A 23,205-nucleotide genomic window follows, 5' to 3' on the forward strand; every position below is an offset into this window, starting at 1 on the left:
GATTCGAGAACCCTACCAGAACCGCTTTTCGACGGAGACACAAACCGACGCGTAATGCCCGAGGATAGAGGTATCCCACGCCGGGATTTCCTGAAAGCAGCCGTCGCCATCGGTGGCACAGCGGCGTTCAGTGCATGTCTTGGCCGCGAAGAGGTCGACGTGCCGACCGGACCCGACGACCTATCATCGTATCCGCGGCGACAGCACGCCTGGAACGAGGTTCTTCCGACCGATGATCACGGTAACGTTATCGCACCCCACCACCGCGTCCTTCTGTTCCTGAACCTCCGAGAGAGCGGTCCCCCGAACGCGACCGACCGAAACGCGGTCGAGACGGCACTCCAAGGTATCGAACACGCCTACGAACGGAGTGGAGACGGACTGCTCGTGACGATGAGCTACTCGCCCGCGTATTTCGACCGGTTCGATTCGTCGCTTCCGGAGAGCGTCGACCTTCCTGATCCTGAGGCGCTGGCTCCGTTCGAGGACCCCGAACTGGACACCCCGGACGCAGTTGTCCACTTGGCGAGCAACCACGCGCAGGTCGTCCTCGGGGCCGAGGAGGCGCTCAAAGGGACCAAGGAGACCCTCAACGGTGTCGACCAACCGGACGCAGCGTTGACTGACGTCTTCGAGGTGGGCGACCGCCGGACTGGCTTTGTCGGCGATGGATTACCCGCAGAGAACGCCGATATCGAGGGGGTTCCCTCGGACAAGGTCCCCGAGGATGCTCCGCTGTTCATGGGATTCAAATCGGGCTTCACGAAGAACCAGGCCAGCGAAGACCGCGTGACGATCCAGTCTGGACCGTACGCCGACGGGACGACCCAACACATCTCGAAACTCCGGCTGAACCTCGGTCAGTGGTACAATCAGGACGATCGGTGGCAGCGTGAAGCGAAGATGTTCTGCCCGTATCACGCCGAGAACGACGTCATCGAGGGGGCTGGCGACAACCTGGGTGATTCGAGCAAGATTGATGAGTGTGCCCCTGCGGACGAGACAGCTCGGGAGATGGGTGTCGTCGGCCACTCACAGAAATCCTTCAGCGCTCGCGAAGACGATTCACCGATCATCCTCAGGCGCGATTTCGATTCGACCGACGATGGGCACGCTGGCCTTCACTTCCTCGCGATTCAACGCGAAATCAGCGACTTCGTCAAGACTCGCGAAGCGATGAACGGCACCGAAATCGCCGAACAGTCGGCCGTCGGGCAGCGCAACAACAACGGTATCCTCCAGTACATCCGAACCCAGCATCGCGGGAACTACCTCGTTCCGCCACGACCCTTGCGGGCACTTCCACCCGCAAGGCCCACGACTGACTCCACCCAGGAGGTGGCTAATGCGTCGTCGTGAACTCCTCGGCGTTGTCGGAACTGCGACTGTCGGCAGCCTCGCAGGGTGTACTGGCCTGTTCGAGACACGGTCTGTGAGGGCACCGCCACTGCCGGAGAATCGGCCGAATGCGGTGTACATGCCGACCCATATCGAGGGGATGGAGATGGCCGGGATGCAGTCAAATGGCAGCTACAAGTGCGCGCTGACCTACACGTATCCGCATCGGTTCTGGCTCGTGACGGGCAGTCGTCGGAAGAAAGTCGACATCAAGTCAAATGACTCGGTTCACCTGATGCCGGTCGTCTGGGAGACTGAGACGGGAATCGTCCCGCCGGACATCAATCCACAGGTCCAGATCACACAAGACGGTGAGAGCGTCGCCCAGCTCGCCCCTTGGCCGATGCTCTCCCAGCCGATGGGCTTTCACTTCGGTGATAACGTTCAACTTGGCGGTAACGGAACGTACCAGGTCGAGGTGAGTATCGGCTCCCCATCGACGCGGCGGACAGGATCCCTCGAGAACAATCAGGGACAGGCCACATTCTCGTTCGAGTTCGACTTCCAGCAGTCGGCACTTGAGGAGATCATGTATCGAGATATTCCATCGGACACGGAGGGAACGAAGGGTGCCGTCGACCCGATGGGAATGGAGATGATGCCAAGTACGCAAGTGCCAACAGAGACCGACCTGCCGGGAACCGTCCGTGGGTCAGCAACGAGTGGTGATGCGAAATTCGTCGTCACGACCCTGACCGACGCCACCCCGTTCGGCGGGAGCGAAGATGAACGCTACCTCGCTATCTCTCCCCGAACACCCTACAACCGCTATATGCTGCCGCTGATGTCCCTGTCTGGGACATTGAACCGAGGCGACGACGCCGTCTATGACGACATCCTCCAGTCGACAATCGATCCGGAGCTGGGATACCACTACGGTGCGGTGGTCGACAGTGTCGAATCAGGCGACGAACTGACGATTACCGTCGACTCACCACCACAGACCGCTCGTCACGAAGGCTACGAAACCGCGTTCTTCGAGATGGACGAGATGACGGTATCACTCTAACCATGACTCACTCGATCTCGATACGATCTGTGAGGACATTACCTGGAGCGGACCGGCTCAAGTACTACCATCTCTCCGGTAGCGTACTGATCGGCACCTACGTCCTGATGTTACTGGGAGCGTACACGAGTGCGATCGGTGCGGGGCTGTCGTGTCCGGATTGGCCGACGTGTTACGGGACTGTCGTTCCGTTCCTACACCCCGAGATCATCAATAGCTCTCCGTACACGGCGCTACAGATCTTCGCAGAGTGGGCGCATCGAGGCGTGGCGATGGTTGTCGGGTTGGGTATTCTTACGACTGCGGGTGCGGCGTATCGGCTCCAGAAACAACCGCTCGTGCGACGGGCCGCTGCTGTTGCCCTCTTGCTGCTGCCGGTTCAGGTCGTACTGGGTGGACTCACCGTTACCGCGAATCTACAACCGCTGATTGTGACCAGTCACCTCGGTACCGCGATCGTGATCCTGCTGATGCTCTGTACGACAACAGTTATCGATTATGTAACTCATCGATTGGGGATCGATGCGTCACGTGGAAAGCGCTCGCTCACAAAAGGGGACTAATGGCCCGGGCCAGCAGGCAGAGCGCGGGCATACGGATGCACATTCACAGCCTCGAGGGGTCTCTCGTCTGCTATCAGTTCTCGAAGAGTTGGGTCTCTGACTCTCTCAGTGCCACGCATGAGTGACTCCGGTGAGACACACCTCGATGACCGTCCTCGAATGCGGTATCTGTGCGAAGCTTATCAACTTGGAATCGCTATCCGAGAGGATCTCCAACATACCGATCTCGTCACGGCGTTCGAGAATCTAGAGCAGACGATTGATTCGATTGAAGATGGGTATCCAGCGTGGCATCCTGCACCACTTTCCTTTCGCGCGATGGTCCTCGCGTTCATGTTCATGGAGATTACGGGTGAGTCGTACGCCGCCTTCACGCGACGACTGAAACAGCAACCGGAAGTGGGCACTATCCTTGGCTTCAGCCGAGTGCCTGATGAATCGGCGTTCTCGCGTGCGTGGCGGAATCGATTCGATGAGGCTGTCCAGGAGTACGTGCAGACCGCCGCACACTTCGTCGTCAAAGAGGTCCACGATTTCGAGATACCTGCGCCGGAGGTTCGCCCCAAGGCAGAGATCGTCGAGGAATCTCCAGTAGAGGAGAACGCATCAGAGGATGAATCGTTCTCGCAGGATGAGATCGTTCAGACGACACGTCTCGCGCGTGATCACGCCTTCGGCTACTTCGAGTCAGACCGGGCCGCGAACGCCTCCTACGAGGACACGCGGTTCTTCGAGTTGCAGACGTTCATGGGGATGGTCGGTTGTGGGACTGCGCAGGGAGCCGCTCGCTTCCAGTTCCGGCATGGAGACGACTACGGTCCACACGGCGATACCCATCTGCGAGCGGTCAAACAGTTCGCACCGGACGAGCTCATCGACGGCTTCACCGATGTGACCGAGCGGCTCTGCTCTGTTATCGGGTCGGAAGCCTCGTTCCGGCGGCCAGTGACGGCCGCCATCGACATCACTACGATTCCTTACTACGGGGACACCGACGAGATGCCGATGGTCAGCGGGACGAAAGACCGCGACGGCCGGGCGTTCAAGTTCGCCACGCTGTCGATCATCGGGCGGAATATCCCGCTCGTACTCGCGGTCGAGCCCGTCCGCGAGAGTTCCCCCTGGGATGACAACCCACCGAATCAGATTCACCGTGTGGTTCGACGGCTGGTCGAACAAGCTAAAAAACACGTTCCCATCGAGACAGTGTTGTGCGACCGCGAATTCGACTCGATGCGGGTGTTCCAGACGCTCCAGAACCACGATGTCAACTACCTCATCCCGAAACGAATCACCAGCACCGAGCGGGAGGCTATCGCCCAGATGGACGCGGATGGGCAGGAGGTTGCGGTCGAGACCGCTTCCGTGAATGTTGAGTCGGGCTCGCACGAACTGCGGTTTCTCTACGTTCCGCCCACGAGCGGTGAGGGGACCGCCGTGTTCGCGACGAATCTCCGAGTCGGGCCGGAAGAGGCCGAGTCGTTCTGTCGGCGGTATAGCCGCCGCTGGCAGATCGAAAACGAGTACAAGAGCATCAAACACGATTTCCTCGCGAATACCTCGTCGAAAGACTACCGCGTCAGGCTGTTCTACTTCGTCTTCGCCGTGTTGCTGTACAACATCTGGCGGCTGACTGATTTCCTGCTGAAGGCTGGCGTTGACGGCGAGATAGACTACGAGCCCGTGTTGACCGCTGGAGAGTGTGTCGAGCTCGTCGCCTCGGCGCTGATACCACCCGACTGAACGCTCGTACAATAGAACGCCCGCCGTGGCTGAGTGGAAACGCTGTCCAGCATCGCCGATTTCCGCGCAATTGTTGATGCGCGCTCGGGAGTGGAGTCCAATCAGTACTGACCCCGGCCACTAACCACGCGAAATTGTACCGAGTGGTCGGCGATTCAACCCGAAACTAGCCCATCCTCCGAAACTGTGAACTTCCGGCACCCGAGACTCTGTATAGCCATATGCAATTTATAAATCAGAATATCGTCGTTATGGCCTGTCTATCCTTCGATATAGGGGGAATTCAAGAATACAGACTCACTGTGTATTATCCCAGTTGTACACAGTGGATTTACGTGGGTCGCCGCCGTCGGTCGAGCACGAACCATGGAACCCGACGAGGGAGACGCTACACCCGGGGGAACACCGGTCGAGACGGCCATCCAGCAGTACCTCGACAGCGTCGAGGCTGGTAACTCCAGAAAGAACTTCGCGTCGACCCTCGCGACGTGGCGAACCTGGCTGCGCGAGGAGCGCGGTGTGACGGACCTCGAGGACCTGGACGTCCTCGACTGCCGCCGATACGCGCGTCATCTCAAAAAGCAGGCCCGCGACGGCGATTTGAAAGCGAGTACCGCGACCACCTACTACGCGTACGTCCGCGCGTTCCTCACGTTCTGCGTGGCCGACGAGCTCCTCGATACGAACCCGGCCAAAGCGAAGCGTGCCACCGACGAGCTCCCCGAGGATCTCGGTGACGCCGACCGGCAGTTCTGGCGGGAAAAGGAGCGGCGGGCGATCATGCGCTACGTCGACGAACGTGTCGACCACGCCCTTGACGAGGAAGCGGACGTGAGTCGTAATCGGGCCTTTCGCGACCGAGCGATCGTCTATCTCCTGGGGCTCTCGGGCGTTCGCGGCGCGGAGGTGTTCGCTGAACCCTCCGACGACAAGCGGAACGGCATCACCTGGGGAGACGTCCAACTCGGCGCCGGCGCCGTCCGCGTCCTCGGGAAGTCACGAGCGTACGAGTACGCACAGCTTCCCGAGCGGGCCGCCACGGCTTTAGAGCGGTACAGGACTGTCCTCGATCCACCGACCGACGAGTGGCCGGTCTTTCCCAGCGGGCACGCTCCGTCGAAATATCGCGCCGTTCGCGAGCAGCTGGCCCACGAGGGAATGTCGGACGACGAGATCGAGACCATCCTCGACGACAGTGATATCGACACAGTGCTCCGAGAACATGAGGTCGTCCCACCAGCGCTCTCGACGAACGGTGCTCGCAACCTGATGAAGCGGCTGTGTGATGACGCTGACCTCGACGTCGACGGTGACTACCTGAAGCCACACGGTGCCCGTCGAGGGCTTGGTCACGAGCTCTACGCGAGCGGCCACGCCGAACTTGCCCAATCAGCACTCCGACACGCGAGCATCGAGACGACCCACGAGTCGTACTCCGACATCCAAGCAGCTGAAACCGCGAAGCAAGTCGACGATCTCCTCAAGGACTGAATTAACCAACACTATTCCAATTGTATGGAGACTGTTGGTTAAAGCAGAGGGGAACTCCTCTGACCATGTATTAATCCTAATATTAAGGTTAATTCTAGAAGAAACCGGTCAGCTGTAGTGTCTCAGCTATCATTGGTTACGGATGGAAGCGTGAGAACTCCCAAGCTTTGTTGAACACTTGAGGTCTGAAAAGTTGCCGGAGTCGTGCTGAACGTAGATCGCTATCGGGTACGAAGGCGGGACGATGTGCCTGGTGACTATATCGCTAAGTACAGACGAAATATCTATTTCTCACACCAATGATACTCTGGCAAGATGCCAGGTATGGACCACGGTCTCGAACGAGGTTTCGGGATGATTGTCGAGACCGTCGTTGTTGCCCTCCTGATTAGTGAACTCGTTCCTTTGCTGGTTGAGCAAGGTATGCTCCCATCAGGTATCTTCTGGTGGGTGATTCCTGTTTCAATTGTGAGTGCGGTGATGACTGTAGATGCGTCTCGATACTGGTCGTTCGGATACCTCGCAGGCGTCTGTATCGGAATCTATCTCGCGATCCCAATCTTCCTCGAAGCAGGATTACTGAGTCCACTTGACATACTGATTTACGGAGGTCTCGCACTTGCGGCAGTTGGCCTCCGAGTCAAGATTCACAGTTCGGGATTCTGACCAGCTGCCTGTCCAGTAGTTACATAGAACCCGGCTAATTCTTCCCTCGTGATGAATCGGACTGCGCTAATCACTATTCATTCTCTTCTTGCGACAGCCTTGTATTTCGTGGAAAATTTGTGTTAGTCATTTATGGTATCAACTGAGCCAACCTCAACGCCATACTTGTTTCTATGAGCTACCCAGCAATATTTAATGTTAAGATTAGAATTAAGGTCAACACAGCCCATTCATAGTCTCACAGCAAGGCGCCAAGATAGCGGTAGCTTAGAGCTACCATGGTAGCTCTGAGAGAACATTCATCGGGGAAGACACCATGAATACACTCAGATGAAAAGGCGCTCGCAGCCATTAACCATCGCTTCCAACAGTCGCAGCGACGGATATGGCGTTCAAAGTACCAGCCAACTTGGAGGCAGCGAGAAACCGCTCTCCTCGAGATTCTCCTGACGAACCCTAGGAAACCTCAGCCTCTTCCATATCCGGTTCGTCGAATTCGAGTGCCTCTCTAACGGCTGCGGGAAGCGTCGGCCGCGGTGCGTCCTCGTGGCGCTGCACCCGCTCGGATTTTTTCGTCTCTTCGTAGACCGCGCGTGCAACCGGGACGCCCCGCAGGAAGTTATGCTCGTAGAGGATCTCAACCCCGCGCTCGGTCGGTCCCCAGAACTTTGACGGGAGGTCTCGCGTCGACACGTTGGGTTCGTGCACGTAGACGTCGAGGATTCCTGCCTCTTTGAGTGTCTCGAGCTGGTCGAGGATGGCTGCCTCGTTCTTCGGAATCATGTAGTCGAGCTCGGCCAACGACGCGAGGTGTGCTGGATGACCGAGAACCAACTGCAAGATGAGATGGCGCGTCTCCTGGGAGAGCAGCTCACGCATCCGCTGCTGCTCTGCGAAGGGATCCTCGAACCCTTCCGGGGCCGTGTCGCTCATACTGTAGAGTAGTGGGCTCGACTGCATAACGGTTTGGGTTGAACAAGTCAATAGAATCACCGAAACACTGAGTTAGTTAGAAACGCCTTTTACTCAGCCAGTATAGTTCCCACTTATGAGTGCTCCATCTGTGCCCCCGAACTCGGGCAAGATCATGAAGGCTGTGCAGCAGGCCTTACGCGGGCTCGACGTCGGGTCAATGGAGGCCGTGCAAATCCTCTCGTGGGCAAACAGTGAGACACCAGCAATCTACGACCGGGATCAAACCGCGTATCTCGTCCTCGGAAGCTACCGCGATCCGTATCTCCGACGCGTACGGGCAGTCAGTGATCGGCTGAACCGCCGATACGGAACATATGCCTTCCTCATTGGAGACCTCTCAGACATCGACCTCCCCCGACTTCCGGAGTTCCGCGTGAAGTTCCATATCACGGCGACACTCTGTGATTATGTGGCTGCTGTGTTCGAGCAAGATGCGGGCGGTGAGATCAACGAACTCGGCAAACTGGGCGAAACAGAGTACTTCGAGAAGGCGTACGCCTTCCCGCGCGCATACCAATGGGAAACGGAGGACCACCTCACCGACGAACGTGATGTAATCGCTGCTGCTGCGCAGATCAGCGCTGCCACCGGCATCGATGATGAGACGAAGACTGCAGAACTCGAGGCCCTCGTCGAACGAGCGGACGACACTGGGATCGACATATCGGTCGATGCGGTGAGAACCACGCTTGAGGAACACGATATCGAGGTTCCGTCGTACAGCTGGGTGCATCTGAATGACTTCCGTCTCTTCGAACTCCACGGACGATGTTATCCCTGGACGACTGTGGAAGAGTTACTCGGCGCTACAGATGATCTTCCAGGGTCACCGAGACCAGGGTGGGAACAACGATAAATCCAGTTTTAATATTAATTCTAATCTTAAGGGAAGGTCTTCCGTTGTTGTTCGACATCAGCGTGCCCAATCGAAAGCAGACCCAGTATCAGAACCTGGACATCCCCGTTGGAATGTTGGATAACGACTTTCGAAATCCCGATCTGGACCGATACGTCGCCCGGTTTTTCGAATACGAACCCAAGGTTGGCGTGATCGGAGATGTGTACGAAGGAGACGACGTCGACGAGTACGTGGCGGCTGCCCGCGAAATTCAGGCAAGTTATCCCGACGCAGAACTCGTCATCGTCCCGAAGTGCCGCGAAGTGATCGACACGATCCCCGACGGCGTCGTGCTCGGCTACTCGCGGGGGTATGCCGATCGATTGGCGCACGAGTTCTCCGAGCCGACTGACTGGCGTGGCCGCCGTGTGCATATCCTCGGTGGCAGCCCACCGAAACAGTGGGACGTCATCCAGCAGTTGACCCGACCGACACTCACAGGCGAGCCACCGGCCGACATCGTCGGCCTCGACTGGAACGGGCTGCATCGCGGCGCGCAGTTCGGGGAGTTCTGGACGGCTGACGGCTGGGATGATAGCGGACGTGACGCCTCCCACGTCACAGTTCGGAAGACAGTCCGACACAGTCTCGCCCGCATCAAAGCCTTTTGGCAGTCTCACGGCGTCTGGCCCGACTCAACGCCACATAGCGACACCCTCGAAATCGAATACGAGGGACCGTCACTGACCGATCTCGATAGTGCTGCCTGTACCGAATGCGGAGCGAACGTCTGGACGACACGCCGCGGCCCATTCATTGCCGAGTATGATACCGGCGTGCTCTGTGGCTACGAGTGCTACATCTCGCATCGCCATCGAAACAACCACGAGGAGATTGCCGGCGACCAGAGCGTGTACATTCCGCCAGCGTGACGCCACGAGTGGTTTTTCGCGCCCCGGAGGGGGCGGGGGCTCGATCCAGAAAGTCCTCCGAGAAGGTGATTTTCCGTGAGTCAACAACAGCGTCCGAACGACGTCTCGATCGACGACATTCCAGTCGACGTATCGAACACCCAATCAGGCGAAGTCGACCCCGCCGAAGTACCCGAGGAAATGCGATCGATCACTCGTGGACTCGCAAGCGAGCAACCGCCGACGAATCCGCTCGTCGTCCTGAAGGCCGCCCGCTGGTGGTATATACATGGTAAGGGTGGGACCGATCCCGCGTTCCAGTGGGCGATCGAGTGGGCACGACACCTCGCGACGGACACGCCGAGCGATGTCGACCAGTTCGATACGTTCCTCGAGTATCTCGTCACGATCGGCCTCGCTGACGAGAAAGCAGCGCTTCGCTAACTGATCCCCATTCACACTGTGGGGGGCTGCTGGACACTACCGGCCAGAAGTAGTGTTGACCGTGATCTGTGCAGACTAAACGAAATTCGGTTAGAACTGGTAGCAGGCAACCTCTTCTTCACCACAGGTCGGACACGTTTCGGCATCCTCGGAAAGGGTCGTTCCGCAGTGCCGGCACTCATACAGGGTAGATGTCGTGGACGTCCGAGTACCAACGACCCCGCGAAGCGTTTCAACGAGACCCATCCTCCCGGTGATTGTGTCGCACTGGTTGTTAATCCCAGCCTCCGATAGCAGCCCCGATCTAAACCTCCCGAAGTCGCGCCGATGTTTATTGTGCGCCCCCGAGGGGTGCGGCGCGTCCTGACTTCTCGGAGACGTCGTCGTACTCGATGTGATGCAATCCATGATGACAGCCAGTGAGTCGGGGGTCTCGTTCGAGGAGACCGACACCCGACACGACGAGATGCACAGTACCATCGAAGACTGGATCGACGAGCTCGTCGCAGACGTCGACGAGGCAAAAGCCAGCCAACAGTTCCAGGAGTGGCTCGATGTCCAGTCCCGATTCCACGACTACTCCCATCGCAACACCCTCTTGATCAAGCTCCAGTATCCCGAGGCAACCCGCGTAGCGGGCTACAATACGTGGCGGTCGGAGTTCGACCGGCACGTCCAAGAGGGCAAACAGGCGATCTGGATCTGGGCACCCATTATTACGAAGCAGTGCCCTGAGTGCGAGAACTCACCGAGCTACCACGAGCAAAGCGACTGTGACTACGACGAGACACCGGCCGAGGAGTGGTCCGAAGGACTGGTTGGATTCAAACCAACTGCCGTCTTCGATGTGTCTCAAACCGAGGGCGAACCGCTCCCCGAGCTGGAAACCGAGGCAGCTGGTGACGCCGACGACCTGGTGCCAGTACTCCTCGATGCAGCAACTACGCTCGACATAGACGTCCGTGTCGTCGACGCTGCCGAGTGGGAGCATGGCGACGCGAAAGGCGTCTGCAAACACCGGACTCCCCACGAGGGCCAGCCCGTTGTCGAAGCGAAAGCCCGCTCAAATCAGGCCGATCTCGCGGTGACATTGGTTCACGAGTACGCCCACGCGCTGCTTCATTTCGATGGCGACGACGAGCCCGAGCGCGCAAAACGCGAGGTCGAAGCGGAAGCTGTTGCGTACATCGTCGGGCGGTATTTCAACCTGGATACGAGCGGGTCAGCGTTCTATCTTGCCGCGTGGCAGGACGACGATGCGGAGAGCATTCAGGAGCGTCTCGGTCGGATCAGTTCGACCGCTCAAGAGATCATCGACACAGTTGTAGAGGGCTGAATACCCCCTCCCCCGCTGTTAACCAACTCCGGGGGTACTTTGTCTACACTGTTGGTTAATTCGTTCGGCGTCCGATCCCGTGTGTTTCGAGCGATCCCAAGGCATACCCACCGGCAGTCGATGTTATAGTTCAGAATCGATTCGGCGCTGCTGGTCACGAAGGAACTCAACGACGGCATCGATATCCTGTTCGGGAACCGTTTGCTGTTCGAAGACCCCCTTGAACGCGTCCGCAAAATCTTCCGACGTGAGTCGGTCGAGGACAGTCTCGATGCGACCAGCGAGCTTCGTGGACTCCCCGCGATGCAGATGAGTCGCGATCCGGTCGAAATCCGCGCCAGCAGCCAGCACCACCAGATCCCGGGAGTCTGCCTTGCGGCCACTGTGGAGTTTCACCGCGAACAGCAACTCCCGTTCCGGAATCCTGGCTGTTACCGGGCGCCCGGTTCGCAGTTCCTCGGTGACAGAGTGCTGGGCCAGATAGCGATACGACCACTCAGCTTCCGTCTGGCGGCAACCAAGCGCGTCGACCATCGCGTCGAACTGAACCGGATTCCCGATGTCTTTCGTAAACCGGATAGTCCGGCCCTCGTAGAGTTCGTTTCGCTCGACATCGGCCGTTTTCTCGTAGCCGCGGTCGGTGAGAAGGTCGGTGTAGTCGTCGACCGCTTGTGCCGGAATGACGACGTCGACGTCCGTGGTGAAGCGCTGGTTGAACGCCGCGATCGCCCACCCACCGACGAGCACGTACGGCAGGTCAGCCGCAATAACTGCCTCCAGCGTATCCAGCAATTCGTCTTCGCGTTCGCCGAGGCTCATGCATTCAAACGCGGATCCTCGTGGGACGCGTCGATATCGCGGTCATACTCGTCGGCGATCATCTCCAGCGCTGGCTCGTAGTTCACCCGGTACTCCAACATGTGCTCGATTGCCTCATCCAACGGAATGACCGGATTGCCGTCGACCCACTCGCGAGTGATGTCCCCACTCGTCGGGAACAACACGTACGAGACGGTCGCGTCGTAGTCGGTTGCATCCGGCCGCTCTTCGATCCGGCTCGGAATGCCGAACTCGTCGAAGAACGCCGTCCACCGTTCGACGTCCTGGTCGGCGACCTGTATGAAGATCGGGTAGTCGTCGTGGCCGCGGGCGATCTGATAACCGCCGTGGGTCCAGACGTAGACGCCGTCGATTTTCGTGTACGCAAAGGGCATCCCCGCGAAGTGCGGAATAACGTAGCCCTCGTCGATTGAGGGGGGAACAGCGCGAGAGATGGCCGCGACGAGATCGTAGTAGCGATCCCTGACAGCGTAATTCTCGATGTAGACGCCGTCCTCGCGCCGGATGAAGCCTGCGTCCTCCAACCGCTCGATCCAGTCGTAGACCCACGAGTAGGAGCCGTCGATCTTCTGGGCGATCCGACGAATCGAGTCGCCCGGCCGGGCCGCGACCATGATCTTCGCCGCGGTCTCGTCGACGTACTCCATCATCGTTAGTTATCGGTATCGCATCTAACTGTATTAGTCTTGTCCCCCGTATTCCCTATAAAATTATCTCTATACAAATATACCATTCTTGGCTCCGGTAATCCGATCCGGCTCAGAATTTGAGCGGAGATGAATTAACCAACAGAGGATACGATGGATCGCTATTTGTTGGTTAAGTTTTTCAGCGCCCGCCAAGGGGCGGAGGCGCACTCCCGTCTTCACCGACCCATGATTGACCGATATCTAACGACCGTTCTCGACGAGGCAGAGCGAGTCGCAGAGCACCACGAGCAGGTCGCCCAATCTTCGGACCATCCGGAACACGAGTATCTCCGGTACGCCGTCCTTCGGCTGCTCGAAGGAGAGGCTGACGACACATCGGTGGAAGTACCGCAGGTTGACGGCGTGACTGTCGGCTACGGAGAGGACGACGCGATGTGCAACAGTTGGGACGACGACGTCGAGTGGTGGGAGACGGTTCCGCCGCAGGAGGAGTGTACTCGCTTCCGGGTGTTCTACCCCGACGAGTACGACGCTGTTCCGCGAGTCATCGTCGACGTGATGGCAGCACTCGGGGCGTGGCGTGTCTGGATCGGGAGCGCAGCCGCCTGTGGCTCCTACGACCATCGCGAGCGGCGGGAAGTCCACTATCTGTGGCCGGAGGGGCATCCGGTTGAGGCCCTGCTTGCGAATCGCCTCCAGGATCCCGAAGCTGCGGTTGCCCCAGACGGCGGCCGCTCCGGCGACGTGCGCGATCGGATGGTCGTCACGGAGCACTCGACCCAGCACGACGACCTCGAGCCGCGAACCAGCCGTGCCGTCGACGAATCGATGGCCGTCTCGCTGCTCGAAAAGGGTGGCCGCTATGAGGTCCGATCGGCGTCCGGAAACTGGTACGAAGTCGACGTGATCAGCGGGTCGTGTACGTGTCCAGACTGGCGGAAGCGTACGCCCGAGGGCGGCTGTAAACACCTCCGGCGAGTCGATCATGAGATCAAACAGGGGCAGGTCCCACGACCTGATGGGCGCCTCCCCTCGAACTCGTAGATTCGTCCAGAGTTCGAGGATGCTCGAAGGGCTGTAACATCAGACGAAACTCCTTGATGGAGAGTTTCGAGTATTGATACAGCTGCTGGAGAACCGGTGAGAGCCGTTGGTAGCGGCTTAACCAACAAAACTATGCGGTTTGCGCCTTTGTTGGTTAACACAGATCGGCCCATGTCCTACGAGCCACCGACGCCCCCAGCGGACCTCCCCACCGACGTCATCGACACACTCAACGACTATTCACCCGAGCTGCTCCGAGACGTTGCCCACTATGCCGAGGACCTCGCCGAGCATCGCGAGCGCCAGGCCCGCCTTGCCGAAGCGGAGGAGGAAGACGAGATCGACGAGCGACCCGATGACCTCCCCGATGATGTCCCGACGAAGGCGACGATCACGATCAAGGAGATCAACGATAACCGCTACTACTACTGGCAGTGGCGGGAAGGAGATCGTGTCAAATCAAAGTACAAATCCCCAGTGAATCCGGACGAGTAGACGGACTAGTACCTCAGTCGGATGGCCAGTTGTTCGGGGAGACACCCCGTCTGCGAAGTGAAAGACGCAGGGTACGGGAGAAGTCCCGAGTTGATGAGTGAGGATCCGGTCACTGTCGACGAACTCGCCGAGAAAGCCGACGAGTATCTGCACGAAGCTCACCCACACCGGAAGAATACGAAGCGCTGAAACAGAGTGTTGCGAAGCTCACGCCGATCTTCTCAGCTGAGAATTCGTACTTTGTCCTCGGCAGCTACGGGAAACCCGAAATCCGTCCTCTCCAGCTCGTAGAAGATCGCCTCAACCGACAGCCCGGTGCGTACGCGTTCCTGATGATCAACATTCGAAGCGAGTGGACGAAAACCTACCTCAAGTTCCGGCTGCTCGCCGATCATACAGACGTCATCGTGGGCGTCACCGAACACGCCCAGGGCTGCTTCCTCGTCGAGCAGGGCTACTTCACAGCTCTCGAGGAGTACTTTGCGAAGACGCACGTGTTCAAACACGACGTACAATACGATAGATGTGGACGCGATCGACACAAACGTAGCCGTCGAGAGTCCCTACAGTGGAATGCAGACCGCGATCTTCGAGATGCTCAACGATGCTAGGCGTCTCTGCCGGTGGACGACTGAGGACGACCTCGTCGAGTGTACCGAGGCTCTCGTGAGTGATCAGGAATACCCGTAGACAGAGACGAATCGGTTACTCCCACCCCCGACGTTTCTGTCGTTTCTCCACGAAATCCTGTTCACCGATGGCCCAGACAACGAATGAACTCGAACAGGAAGACATCCCCCGTTTTCGAGTAGTAAGTGCGGGGTGAATCCGTGCAAGATTGGGTCTTCGAACCACGAACCCTCACGCGATAAGTAGTCCACTGGAGAGCGATTACAAATGCTCGTAAATGAAATTTCGTTTAGATGCTGTCAGACACTCCACTATTGCCAGTAAAATCGGAGGACAAGACGCTATTTGATGAAATTGGCAACGGTGGTCCTGATAGTAACTAGTCGGATTGATTGGAACAAGGAAGTTACTGGCAACACCGGAGAGGGTACTGGAGAAACTGGCACTGACGGTTGCGCGGTTACTGGCAAAAGTGGAGAGGGTATTGGCAGTACTGGTATTGTCGGTTGAGAAGTCACTCCAGAACCCGATGCCGCTTGGCAGTTTCACGAATGTCGTTGAGCTCACCTAGTTCGCTCTCGAGTGCGTCGAGGGCCGACGACAGAGAGACATCAAGCTCGTATTCGTTGTAGTTCCCGCGTCCACTCGACGAGTCGACCAACCGTAAGATCCCGTGGAGGCTCAAATCCGACAGGTGGTCGTGTACTCGCCTGCGTTTCAGTGGTTCACTGCCGTGATTACGAAGAACCTCTCGATAGCGCTCATAGATCAGTTTCGTCCGTTCGGGTGTTTCTCCCTCTGCCGCTAGCTGACAGACAGTCAGCAATACATATTGCCCCTGCCGGGTCAACGAATGCATCCCTTCGACAACCTGTTGTCGCTGGATCTGATGCTCGGCCTCCCGAACGTGGTCTTCGGTGATTTTCGCCTCTCCACCCGCCATCGCGTCGTTCTCGGCGATATCAGCTGCTTTCCGGAGTAACCGTAATGCCTGCCGAGCAGATCCCGAGTCCTGTGCAGAGAATGCTGCGCACAATGGGATTACATCTGATTCGAGGACATCGTCGTAGAGCGCGATATCGGCTCGGTGCTTGAGAATATTCTGCAGTTCAGTCGCGTCGTACGGAGGGAACAAGATTTCCTCTTCGCAGAGAGTGTCCTTGACTTTTGGAGAGAGGTTTTCTCGGAACTTGAAGTCGTTCGAGATGCCGACCACACCGATTTTCACATCGAGATCCAATTGCGAGCGTGCTCGTGGAAGCTCGTACAGAATATCGTCATCCGAGCCGATGTTATCGATTTCGTCCAGAACCACGAGAATAGTCCCACCGATCGACTCAAGGTCGTTGTAGAGTTCGTTGAAGATGCGTTTTTGTTGATACCCGGTTTCGCTCATCGGTTCGCGCGAAGACGAGACTGTGGTGAGAGGGTGAGAAGGAGAGCGAATCTCGTTCACGAGATTGACCGCTACCTGATAGGATGTGGTGCAGCCAGTACAGTTGAGTTCAATAACGTTGAGATCGACGTCGTCGTACTCTCCGGCGGATTCCTGCAGCTCCTCAAGAAGATCGTGCGTAGCAGCTGTCTTCCCGACGCCGGTAACGCCATAGAGAAAGACGTTGTTCGGTTGCCAGCCCTGAATGACGGGACGGAGAGCGGCCGCATATTCGTCGAGTTCTTCGTCTCGCTCCTCGAGTGTCTCTGGCTGGTAATCATCCCGGAGGACGTCTTTGTCCTGGATGATGAACGATTCTCGATTGAATCGGCCCATAGGCGGACTCAAGACGAAGAACCATCATAAAACCATGGGTTCCAGTATCACCACTAACCCACCGCTCGAACCAGTTATGCCAGTACCGCAACCACTTATAAAACACACACACTCCACTATTGCCAGTAAACCTTTGCAACAACTGGAGGGGGTCGTTGACCCTCTCTAACCAACGATACTCTTAATACATTGCACGTTTAACCATACCCGCACTAGCGAAAACTCAACTAGCTATAGTAGGTTTAGATGACAGTAACTAGACTAGAGACGTGACAGCTTCTGCCCTCCCGTCCATTCTCCCCTCGTTACTGGCAATGGTGGAGTGAGAGAGGTACTTAAACGACGGTATTATTGGCAATACTGGCAACTTTGGTCGCCCTCTCCCTGCTACCATCGTTGCCTGGTCGATATTCCAGTCGAAATCTACCCTTCCCGACACCAATCGATCGATGACCGTGGACCTCTTTCCACATGTTTCGCTCGGTCCCACTTCCCGACGATGACCGTTTCTGAATCTACTCTCCGTGATCCCTGTCGTTCATCTGGTTCGAATTTCGACCGATACAGATCATCGATTAACCAACAAAGCGCATGTATTGACGGTCTGTTGGTTAACTGTTCATGGCCTATGCTCGATTCGCGGTCGGCACTCAGTACTAGTATCCCGTGATTTCGGCGTTTCGCGATTCCGCAAGGGTTCGATTGATTGCCGCTCGATCTCACCCAATCGGAGACAGGATATTACTGCATTGGCGACGCAGCTTCCGAACCGACGAGTGAGTACTCCCGGTCCCGGCTCGTGCCTTCCGCATCGACGAGGTTGTACTGGACCATCTTGGAGAGATACGTCCGCACTCGCCGTCTCTGTGGGATACTCGGCTAGCCAGAGGGCCGTCGCATACTGGTCGCCGATCTGCACCCACCCGTTTCGTGGATCCCACATCTCGGGTTCGATTACTCGGGCAAGACGATCGGTGAGGTCCTCGCTGTGCTTGCCGTCCTGATCGTCGGTAAGGAGGTCCTCAACGAGTTCGTTGGGAAGGTCGTCATCACGTCCCCAGTATTCGCGCGCCACGGTCAGCGACTCGTGGGGCGTCGGGTCGCGCGTTTCTAATCCGTTGACGCTCCCGATAGCCGCCCGGACAGTCTCGATGCGATCAGCGAGCGTCGCCTCAATTGCACTGTCAGAGACCGCGTCGGCATCAGACGTCGACGTCTACGATGGCGATGCGACAGCGGTCGACACCGCAGCCGACGATGATCGATGAACGGCCGGCGACTGCGAACGGTCGTCGCCGACACCAGCGCACTCGTCAGTCTCGCGGTTCCCCGAGCCGACGCGACTGTCGATACCGGCACCCCAGACCCATTCCAGTATCTACTCACATCGTGTGAGGTATTCGTGCCGCCAGAAGTGGTCGCGGAACTCCGTGACATCACGCAGTATCAGGATATCCACGGGGCAGCTGCGAGTAACGTCCTCGCAGCCCGTGGCCACTACACTATCGAGGATCCGTACGAGCGCGAGGAGACACCAGACTCGCGGCCGACGTTCGGCCTCGATGACAGCGAGACCGATGGCATTGTCCTCGCGAACGCGCTTGCTGTCGAGGGGTTTCTCACCGACGAGTTTGGTGGGACGAACTTCCCGCTGATTCACGCCGTGCTGCAGGGGCCGCGGATCGTCCCAACGCCGCGGCTCATCGTCGACTACGCCCGGAACGGACATCTGAGCCACGAGACGGTTCGAACGCTGCTCACGACCATCACACATCAAAGCTGGGAAAACAACCAGTACGTCGCGCAGTTGCTCCAACGTCTCGAAGAGTAACCGACATCCGAGTGGCGACGCCGAGCATCCAGCGCCAGCGACTCGGGCGGATGCGCCGTGAGCAGACCTGTGGTCGCTGGCGGTCGAAAGCGGAACGGAATCTCGCACACGGGTTGGGCGAGGTACGCCGGCTGGCGAGTGCCCTCGAATTCTCTGACTCAGTGCGCTCTCAGGTATGTCAGCTCTTCCGGAGCGCCCAGAACGAGGACCTGCTTCGTGGCAGATCCATCGAGGCCATCGCCGCGGCCAGCTTCTACGGGGCCTACCGGTGCAACGGCCTCTCGCGGTTGCTGAGCGAGGTCAGCGAGATGGTCCGGGTCGCGGAGTCACGAGTCACGAACGCGTACAAAACGCTGAATGAAGAGCTGAGCCCGTCTCCCTCAGCATGTTCGTGCCGCGACTCGCCTCCGACCTCGAGTGTTCGGACGAGATCCGACAACGGGCCCGAACGCTCGCAGAGCAGGCCGAAAAGCGCGGCGTCACGACGGGCGTCCATCCGGCCGGGTTCGCCGCGGCCTGCCTCTACAAGGCCGGTCGCGAAGAGGGCCGATGGTTGACGCAATCCAAGGTTGCAGAAACCGCCAACATTTCATCGACAGCGGTTCGAACCCATCGAGACACACTACAACAGTTGGACGGTAAACAAAAAGTGGGCACCAAAAGCACTACATAGAAACGAGAGGCATCTGCAGAAAGCAGAGGTTAGATATGCATTGTAACAAAGGATATCGATAATGGACGAAGAATCGGAATCAATCAGCTATTTGTCGGCTGCTGATATCCGTGACATCCACGAGTTGATCGTGGAGTCAAATGCGGAGACGACCGCTGGTATCTCTTCGCCAGGCGATATCGAATACGCCGTTGAACATATTCAGGAAGGCCATTTCGGTCAGGTGCCCGAATCGATCCACGAGAAGGCATTCCAGCTGCTGCGGCTCATTGCGGCGAATCATCCATTTGTCGATGGCAACAAGCGAACGGCGCTCATGTCGACTCGAATTTTCTACGCCTTGAATGGTCTGCGATTTGACTATGATCGGACGATCAAAGAGATTCTAAAGGCGCTCGCGACGGATGAGGCTGGTGTCGATGAGAACGACGTGAGCGAGTATCTCCGAACGCACACAGAACCACTTGCCCCGGAGTACGAGGCGACCATCAACCTCTGGCTGTCACGTATTGAAGGCACAGACCAGCTATCGACGGAGCACGACACAGTCGATCAGCAATCCAAAGAACCGAACGATTATGACGACGAATCCCATAATGAGGAATAAGGATGGCCGCTGAAAGTGAGCAGCCCGAGATTCCCGATGAGATGTCCCCCGAAGAGGCACGGCAGTATCTCATTCGGTTCCTCGGACGCCAAGACCTCGACGAACACGAGGAAATCTACGACGAACTCGCGACCGAGTAGGACTCCCGCCAAGCTGTGGATTCCACGTCGTACTGCAACAGTATTAGTGAGACCGTTCCAATCCGGAGCGCAGGCGAGGTCGACGTATCGGTTTTCCCGTTCGCGCTAGAACCATTGTCCACGCACATGGACATAGCCGAGGACGCGGTTCGAGATGTCTGCACGGATGCGGTCTTCGAACGCGGCGAACGATATCTTGCTGAGAGTCGTATCCACGAGATTCACCGCGTCGACAGCACCGTCACCGCCGTCGTGAGTGGCAGCCATCAGTATGATGTTCGTGTTGACCTTGCCACCGACGGGTTTGCCCCGTGGTGCGACTGTCCGTACGACGGGCCGGGAGCGTGCAAGCACGTCGTCGCCGTGTTGCTTCGGTGTGTAGACGACCCTCCCTCAGACGAAGGCAATCGACTCGACGCCGCACTCAACGGCGCCGATATCGACGAACTCCGCGCGTTCCTGCGTGACGAACTCGCGACCGATGCGGATCTCCGCGATCGGTTTCTCGCTCGCGTCGGCGAGCCGACGAGACAGTCGGTCGACGAGCTTCGCACCTCGATCGACCGGCGGTTCGAAGAGACGAACCCTGAGTACCACGTTGTCTTCGAGCCAATCGACTTCACGCAGTGGTTCGATCTCGCGAACGAGTACCGCGATCAGGGGCGGTACGCGTCGGCGGCGACCGTCTATCGGGCCCTCGTCGAGTCGCTCGACGACAACATGGAGCGCGTCGACGGTGCCTACGACCACTTCTCGCGTGCGTTCAGTCGGGCACTCGACGGATATGTCGACTGTGTCGCGACCGCGGAGCGCGACGCTGATGCAATCACTGACGCCGTCGCATTCCTCAATGAACGGGCGACATCGGAAACGCCGTTCCTCGCGGAACACTTCGAGAAGGCAGCAGTCGAGCTTCGAGAGAAGCTGGGCGAACAGTCCGACGAATAGCTGTGTCTCCCTCGATGACGCCCGCAAGTTCGACGATCGCGAAAATTAGTTTGTCTCGCGGTCAGCCACGTCGATCATCTGTTCGCGAGCGGTTTCGACGTCCGAGTAGAGCGCCAACGCGTGCTTGATGAGTCGGCGGTCTTCCTGGTTCTCCTCCCAACGTCCGATAACGTCGCGGCGTTCACGAAGTTCGTCACTTGCGATATCACCGTCGGCGAGCGACTGTTCGAGCTCTTCCCATGTCTCAACGTCGTAGGTCGCCTGCCAGTCCTCGATCTCTTCGGTGATCGCCGCCAGTTCGTTGCGTAGCTCCTCGCGAGTATTCGCCTCGATGAGCGTCCGGATTTCCTCGAAGAGCAGCCGCGTGTAGTCCGGCTGATAGCGCGTGGTCTCGCCGGCCTCGACACGACGCAGCTGGCCCTGATCGACGAGCGCTTGGAGTTCCTCGTTGGTCGTGCTCCAGGCGGCGTCGGCCTGCTCGCTAATCCAGTTGACCGACCGCGGTTCGCGAAGCGTCTCGGCGACCGCTCGAATACGGTCGCGGGCGCTCATCGACTCAGTCCACGACTGGACCCCATCTCGCGAGGATTCGGACATGTGTGGCACCTCTTACGACAGTGTTGGCGCTGAACTCTCATATATATTTGTACTCTCTTGTATAATCGAGAGTGCGTTGCGAGCGAGGGCGTCCGGACGTTGAAATTCGATACCGACAGAAGCTATGAGCCAACCGATGTACGACCGATATTCCGGCTTTGAGGAACTGCGGCCGACCGTCGAGGCGTCCCACATTCCGGACACGAGGCTGGACAACGACCGTAAAGGTGACCCCCAGCGGTAACGCGTCGCGACGACGTCCTCATCGGCGAGAAGGCGGCAGACGGGGCGAAAGTCCAGCGATGGTCGACTGCCCCGACTGTGGGTACGAAGCTCCCGCACACATCGTTTACGGCGCCGAACGGTGAGTGAGCGCTGGGCGCTGTTTTTCCGCCGGGCACGAGGTAGTGGCCCAGGACGTCCGGGTTAGTCAACCTATGACCCTTGAAGTACTTGACCGACACAGTGAGGCACTGTTCGAGTTCCTCTGGTGCCCCGTTTGCGGGCAGGAGGTGGCAACAGACATATGCGAGAGCGCTATGTGCCAGTTAGATACAGTTATGTACGACTTGACTGGCTTCCAACGAGACCTCCTCTACGTAATTGTTGGTGGCGATGAGCCCCATGGGCTTGCTCTCAAAGAAGAACTCGAAGACTACTACGAGAGCGAAATTAACCACGGCCGACTGTATCCCAATCTCGATACGCTCGTTGAGAAAGGACTCATCGAGAAAGGCACGCAAGACCGACGAACGAACATCTACACACTCACTCGCCGCGGCCGCCGTGAACTCGAGGACCGCCAAGAGTGGGAACAGAAGTACGTCGAGCCGGCAGAAACCTCGTCAGCATAGCTCCGTTCTGGTCCCTGAACAGGCATTGGTACCGAGAAACGAGTCATCAGAGCTGTTGTCGTCACTAACCATCAGTGGCTATTTTGATATTATTGTTGGTTAGCGGCGTTACGCAAAACTGGTTACCCGACATGGATTCTCTCTGGTGGGCCGAGGACGCATAGTGGCTGTACCGTGCTTACGCCGTTGCCTCGTCCGAACTCTCATCTGGAGCCACAAGCGGGAGGTCGATATCAATCGCATCGTACCAGACCGATGGTCGCTTCGATTGCCCATCGTCGACGAGATCTATGAGATGGAGTTCCTCCAGCTCCTTCAGATTCCGATGCACTTGGCTAATGTCTCGATCAACGAGCCGAGCCGTCTCACTGATACTTCCGGGGTCGTGTTGGACAATCGCTCGTAAGAGCTCGAGGATTTCGGCGCCGATGTCGATCATCGCGACCGCGATTCACGGCTCGATCAACCGGAAGCGAGTGAGTTCGGCGTCGACGACCGACCCGAAGTTGAGCAACCATCTGAGGGCGATCAGTCGACGCTCTTCGCTGATACAGACGAAAGCCAGCAGACTCTCACTGGCGCCGACGCGGCCGCTCGCTGTCTCTTTGAGAACAAATACGCTGATAATTCCTCAGCAGGAGGAGAGGACACAACTGGCGTTTAACCAACAACACAAGGCTCATGGAACACGTGTTGGTTAACAGCTGAGTTCGCCTCGGTTTTTCGCCCCTCCGAGAGGGTGCAGGGCGGC

22 protein-coding genes and 8 pseudogenes are annotated in these 23,205 nt (G+C 57.9%); 23 read left to right on the forward strand and 7 right to left on the reverse strand.

Annotation, left to right across the window (positions count from 1 at the left end):
- Positions 1–54: 54 nt before the first annotated feature.
- From MXB53_RS14200 to MXB53_RS14225, 6 genes are all read left to right on the forward strand, one after another.
- Positions 55–1,359 carry a twin-arginine translocation signal domain-containing protein gene (locus MXB53_RS14200; protein WP_248898252.1) on the forward strand — a complete coding sequence of 435 codons (1,305 nt, stop codon included), beginning with the start codon at positions 55–57 and terminating at the stop codon, positions 1,357–1,359.
- Positions 1,346–2,407, forward strand: coding sequence for an iron transporter (locus MXB53_RS14205; protein WP_345779733.1), 1,062 nt, complete (start codon positions 1,346–1,348; stop codon positions 2,405–2,407). The genes MXB53_RS14200 and MXB53_RS14205 overlap by 14 nt, the downstream gene beginning before the upstream one ends.
- Before the next feature lie 2 nt (positions 2,408–2,409).
- Positions 2,410–2,970, forward strand: coding sequence for a COX15/CtaA family protein (locus MXB53_RS14210; protein WP_283102406.1), 561 nt, complete (start codon positions 2,410–2,412; stop codon positions 2,968–2,970).
- Positions 2,971–3,129: 159 nt separating this feature from the next.
- Positions 3,130–4,713 carry a transposase gene (locus MXB53_RS14215; protein WP_248898366.1) on the forward strand — a complete coding sequence of 528 codons (1,584 nt, stop codon included), beginning with the start codon at positions 3,130–3,132 and terminating at the stop codon, positions 4,711–4,713.
- Positions 4,714–5,079: 366 nt separating this feature from the next.
- The gene (locus MXB53_RS14220; protein WP_248898254.1) at positions 5,080–6,204 is read left to right on the forward strand and encodes a tyrosine-type recombinase/integrase; all 1,125 of its coding nucleotides are present in this window, start codon (positions 5,080–5,082) and stop codon (positions 6,202–6,204) included.
- A gap of 315 nt (positions 6,205–6,519) precedes the next feature.
- Positions 6,520–6,870 (forward strand): hypothetical protein, encoded by a 351-nt coding sequence (locus MXB53_RS14225; protein ID WP_248898255.1) that lies wholly within the window; start codon positions 6,520–6,522, stop codon positions 6,868–6,870.
- Between the two features lie 456 nt (positions 6,871–7,326).
- Here the strand turns inward: MXB53_RS14225 and MXB53_RS14230 are convergent, their stop codons facing one another.
- A complete protein-coding gene (locus MXB53_RS14230) occupies positions 7,327–7,803 on the reverse strand; it encodes an ArsR family transcriptional regulator (RefSeq protein ID WP_248898256.1) in 477 nt (158 codons plus the stop codon).
- 115 nt (positions 7,804–7,918) lie between these two features.
- Here MXB53_RS14230 and MXB53_RS14235 point away from each other — a divergent pair, with 115 nt between their 5' ends.
- From MXB53_RS14235 to MXB53_RS14250, 4 genes and pseudogenes are all read left to right on the forward strand, one after another.
- Positions 7,919–8,701 (forward strand): DUF8170 family protein, encoded by a 783-nt coding sequence (locus MXB53_RS14235; protein ID WP_248898257.1) that lies wholly within the window; start codon positions 7,919–7,921, stop codon positions 8,699–8,701.
- A gap of 74 nt (positions 8,702–8,775) precedes the next feature.
- A pseudogene (locus MXB53_RS14240) lies at positions 8,776–9,615 on the forward strand (DUF6610 family protein); the annotation flags it as partial.
- 75 nt (positions 9,616–9,690) lie between these two features.
- Complete coding sequence (locus MXB53_RS14245) at positions 9,691–10,038, forward strand: DUF8013 domain-containing protein (protein ID WP_248898258.1); 348 nt, start codon at positions 9,691–9,693, stop codon at positions 10,036–10,038.
- Between the two features lie 406 nt (positions 10,039–10,444).
- Positions 10,445–11,374: a M78 family metallopeptidase domain-containing protein gene (locus MXB53_RS14250; RefSeq protein ID WP_248898259.1), complete on the forward strand. Its 930-nt coding sequence runs from the start codon at positions 10,445–10,447 to the stop codon at positions 11,372–11,374.
- 123 nt (positions 11,375–11,497) lie between these two features.
- Here MXB53_RS14250 and MXB53_RS14255 read toward each other — a convergent pair whose 3' ends face one another.
- The gene (locus MXB53_RS14255; RefSeq protein WP_248898260.1) at positions 11,498–12,193 is read right to left on the reverse strand and encodes a nucleotidyltransferase domain-containing protein; all 696 of its coding nucleotides are present in this window, start codon (positions 12,191–12,193) and stop codon (positions 11,498–11,500) included.
- Positions 12,190–12,861 (reverse strand): helix-turn-helix domain-containing protein, encoded by a 672-nt coding sequence (locus MXB53_RS14260; RefSeq protein WP_248898261.1) that lies wholly within the window; start codon positions 12,859–12,861, stop codon positions 12,190–12,192. The genes MXB53_RS14255 and MXB53_RS14260 overlap by 4 nt, the downstream gene beginning before the upstream one ends.
- A gap of 228 nt (positions 12,862–13,089) precedes the next feature.
- Here MXB53_RS14260 and MXB53_RS14265 point away from each other — a divergent pair, with 228 nt between their 5' ends.
- From MXB53_RS14265 to MXB53_RS15860, 3 genes and pseudogenes are all read left to right on the forward strand, one after another.
- On the forward strand, positions 13,090–13,908 hold the full coding sequence (locus MXB53_RS14265; RefSeq protein ID WP_096396483.1) for a hypothetical protein: 819 nt from the start codon (positions 13,090–13,092) through the stop codon (positions 13,906–13,908).
- A 171-nt stretch (positions 13,909–14,079) separates the two neighbouring features.
- Entirely contained in the window at positions 14,080–14,403 is a 324-nt protein-coding gene (locus MXB53_RS14270; RefSeq protein WP_004594473.1) for a DUF6788 family protein, read from the forward strand.
- A gap of 93 nt (positions 14,404–14,496) precedes the next feature.
- Positions 14,497–15,093: pseudogene (locus MXB53_RS15860) on the forward strand (DUF8170 family protein).
- 454 nt (positions 15,094–15,547) lie between these two features.
- Here the strand turns inward: MXB53_RS15860 and MXB53_RS14285 are convergent.
- On the reverse strand, positions 15,548–16,804 hold the full coding sequence (locus tag MXB53_RS14285) for an orc1/cdc6 family replication initiation protein (RefSeq protein ID WP_004594472.1): 1,257 nt from the start codon (positions 16,802–16,804) through the stop codon (positions 15,548–15,550).
- Between the two features lie 741 nt (positions 16,805–17,545).
- A pseudogene (locus MXB53_RS14290) lies at positions 17,546–17,668 on the reverse strand (AAA family ATPase); the annotation flags it as partial.
- A 400-nt stretch (positions 17,669–18,068) separates the two neighbouring features.
- Here MXB53_RS14290 and MXB53_RS14295 point away from each other — a divergent pair.
- The 5 genes and pseudogenes from MXB53_RS14295 to MXB53_RS14315 all read left to right on the forward strand — a co-directional run bounded on the left by MXB53_RS14295 (position 18,069) and on the right by MXB53_RS14315 (position 21,003).
- The gene (locus tag MXB53_RS14295; protein WP_079235468.1) at positions 18,069–18,635 is read left to right on the forward strand and encodes a hypothetical protein; all 567 of its coding nucleotides are present in this window, start codon (positions 18,069–18,071) and stop codon (positions 18,633–18,635) included.
- Between the two features lie 29 nt (positions 18,636–18,664).
- Positions 18,665–19,308 (forward strand): annotated as a pseudogene (locus MXB53_RS14300) (transcription initiation factor IIB); the annotation flags it as partial.
- A 61-nt stretch (positions 19,309–19,369) separates the two neighbouring features.
- Positions 19,370–19,915: a type II toxin-antitoxin system death-on-curing family toxin gene (locus MXB53_RS14305; RefSeq protein WP_079235464.1), complete on the forward strand. Its 546-nt coding sequence runs from the start codon at positions 19,370–19,372 to the stop codon at positions 19,913–19,915.
- Between the two features lie 2 nt (positions 19,916–19,917).
- Positions 19,918–20,055, forward strand: a complete 138-nt coding sequence (locus MXB53_RS14310; protein WP_188879674.1) for a hypothetical protein — start codon at positions 19,918–19,920, stop codon at positions 20,053–20,055.
- A 126-nt stretch (positions 20,056–20,181) separates the two neighbouring features.
- On the forward strand, positions 20,182–21,003 hold the full coding sequence (locus MXB53_RS14315; protein ID WP_079235463.1) for an SWIM zinc finger family protein: 822 nt from the start codon (positions 20,182–20,184) through the stop codon (positions 21,001–21,003).
- Between the two features lie 45 nt (positions 21,004–21,048).
- Here MXB53_RS14315 and MXB53_RS14320 read toward each other — a convergent pair whose 3' ends face one another.
- Positions 21,049–21,600, reverse strand: coding sequence for a DUF7342 family protein (locus tag MXB53_RS14320; RefSeq protein WP_079235462.1), 552 nt, complete (start codon positions 21,598–21,600; stop codon positions 21,049–21,051).
- Between the two features lie 136 nt (positions 21,601–21,736).
- Here MXB53_RS14320 and MXB53_RS16040 point away from each other — a divergent pair.
- The 4 genes and pseudogenes from MXB53_RS16040 to MXB53_RS14325 all read left to right on the forward strand — a co-directional run.
- Positions 21,737–21,841, forward strand: a pseudogene (locus MXB53_RS16040) (biosurfactant protein 1); the annotation flags it as partial.
- An 11-nt stretch (positions 21,842–21,852) separates the two neighbouring features.
- Positions 21,853–21,968: pseudogene (locus MXB53_RS15995) on the forward strand (DUF7568 family protein); the annotation flags it as partial.
- A 69-nt stretch (positions 21,969–22,037) separates the two neighbouring features.
- Positions 22,038–22,094, forward strand: a pseudogene (locus tag MXB53_RS16000) (DUF7567 family protein); the annotation flags it as partial.
- Between the two features lie 66 nt (positions 22,095–22,160).
- Positions 22,161–22,454, forward strand: a complete 294-nt coding sequence (locus tag MXB53_RS14325; RefSeq protein ID WP_248898367.1) for a PadR family transcriptional regulator — start codon at positions 22,161–22,163, stop codon at positions 22,452–22,454.
- 178 nt (positions 22,455–22,632) lie between these two features.
- Here the strand turns inward: MXB53_RS14325 and MXB53_RS14330 are convergent, their stop codons facing one another.
- A complete protein-coding gene (locus MXB53_RS14330) occupies positions 22,633–22,893 on the reverse strand; it encodes an HVO_A0114 family putative DNA-binding protein (RefSeq protein WP_248898265.1) in 261 nt (86 codons plus the stop codon).
- Here MXB53_RS14330 and MXB53_RS15865 point away from each other — a divergent pair.
- Positions 22,864–23,118 (forward strand): annotated as a pseudogene (locus tag MXB53_RS15865) (hypothetical protein); the annotation flags it as partial. The gene MXB53_RS14330 and the pseudogene MXB53_RS15865 sit on opposite strands and share 30 nt — an antisense overlap.
- Positions 23,119–23,205: the final 87 nt, after the last annotated feature.

The organism is Haloplanus sp. XH21, from assembly GCF_023276355.1.
GTDB lineage: Archaea > Halobacteriota > Halobacteria > Halobacteriales > Haloferacaceae > Haloplanus > Haloplanus halobius.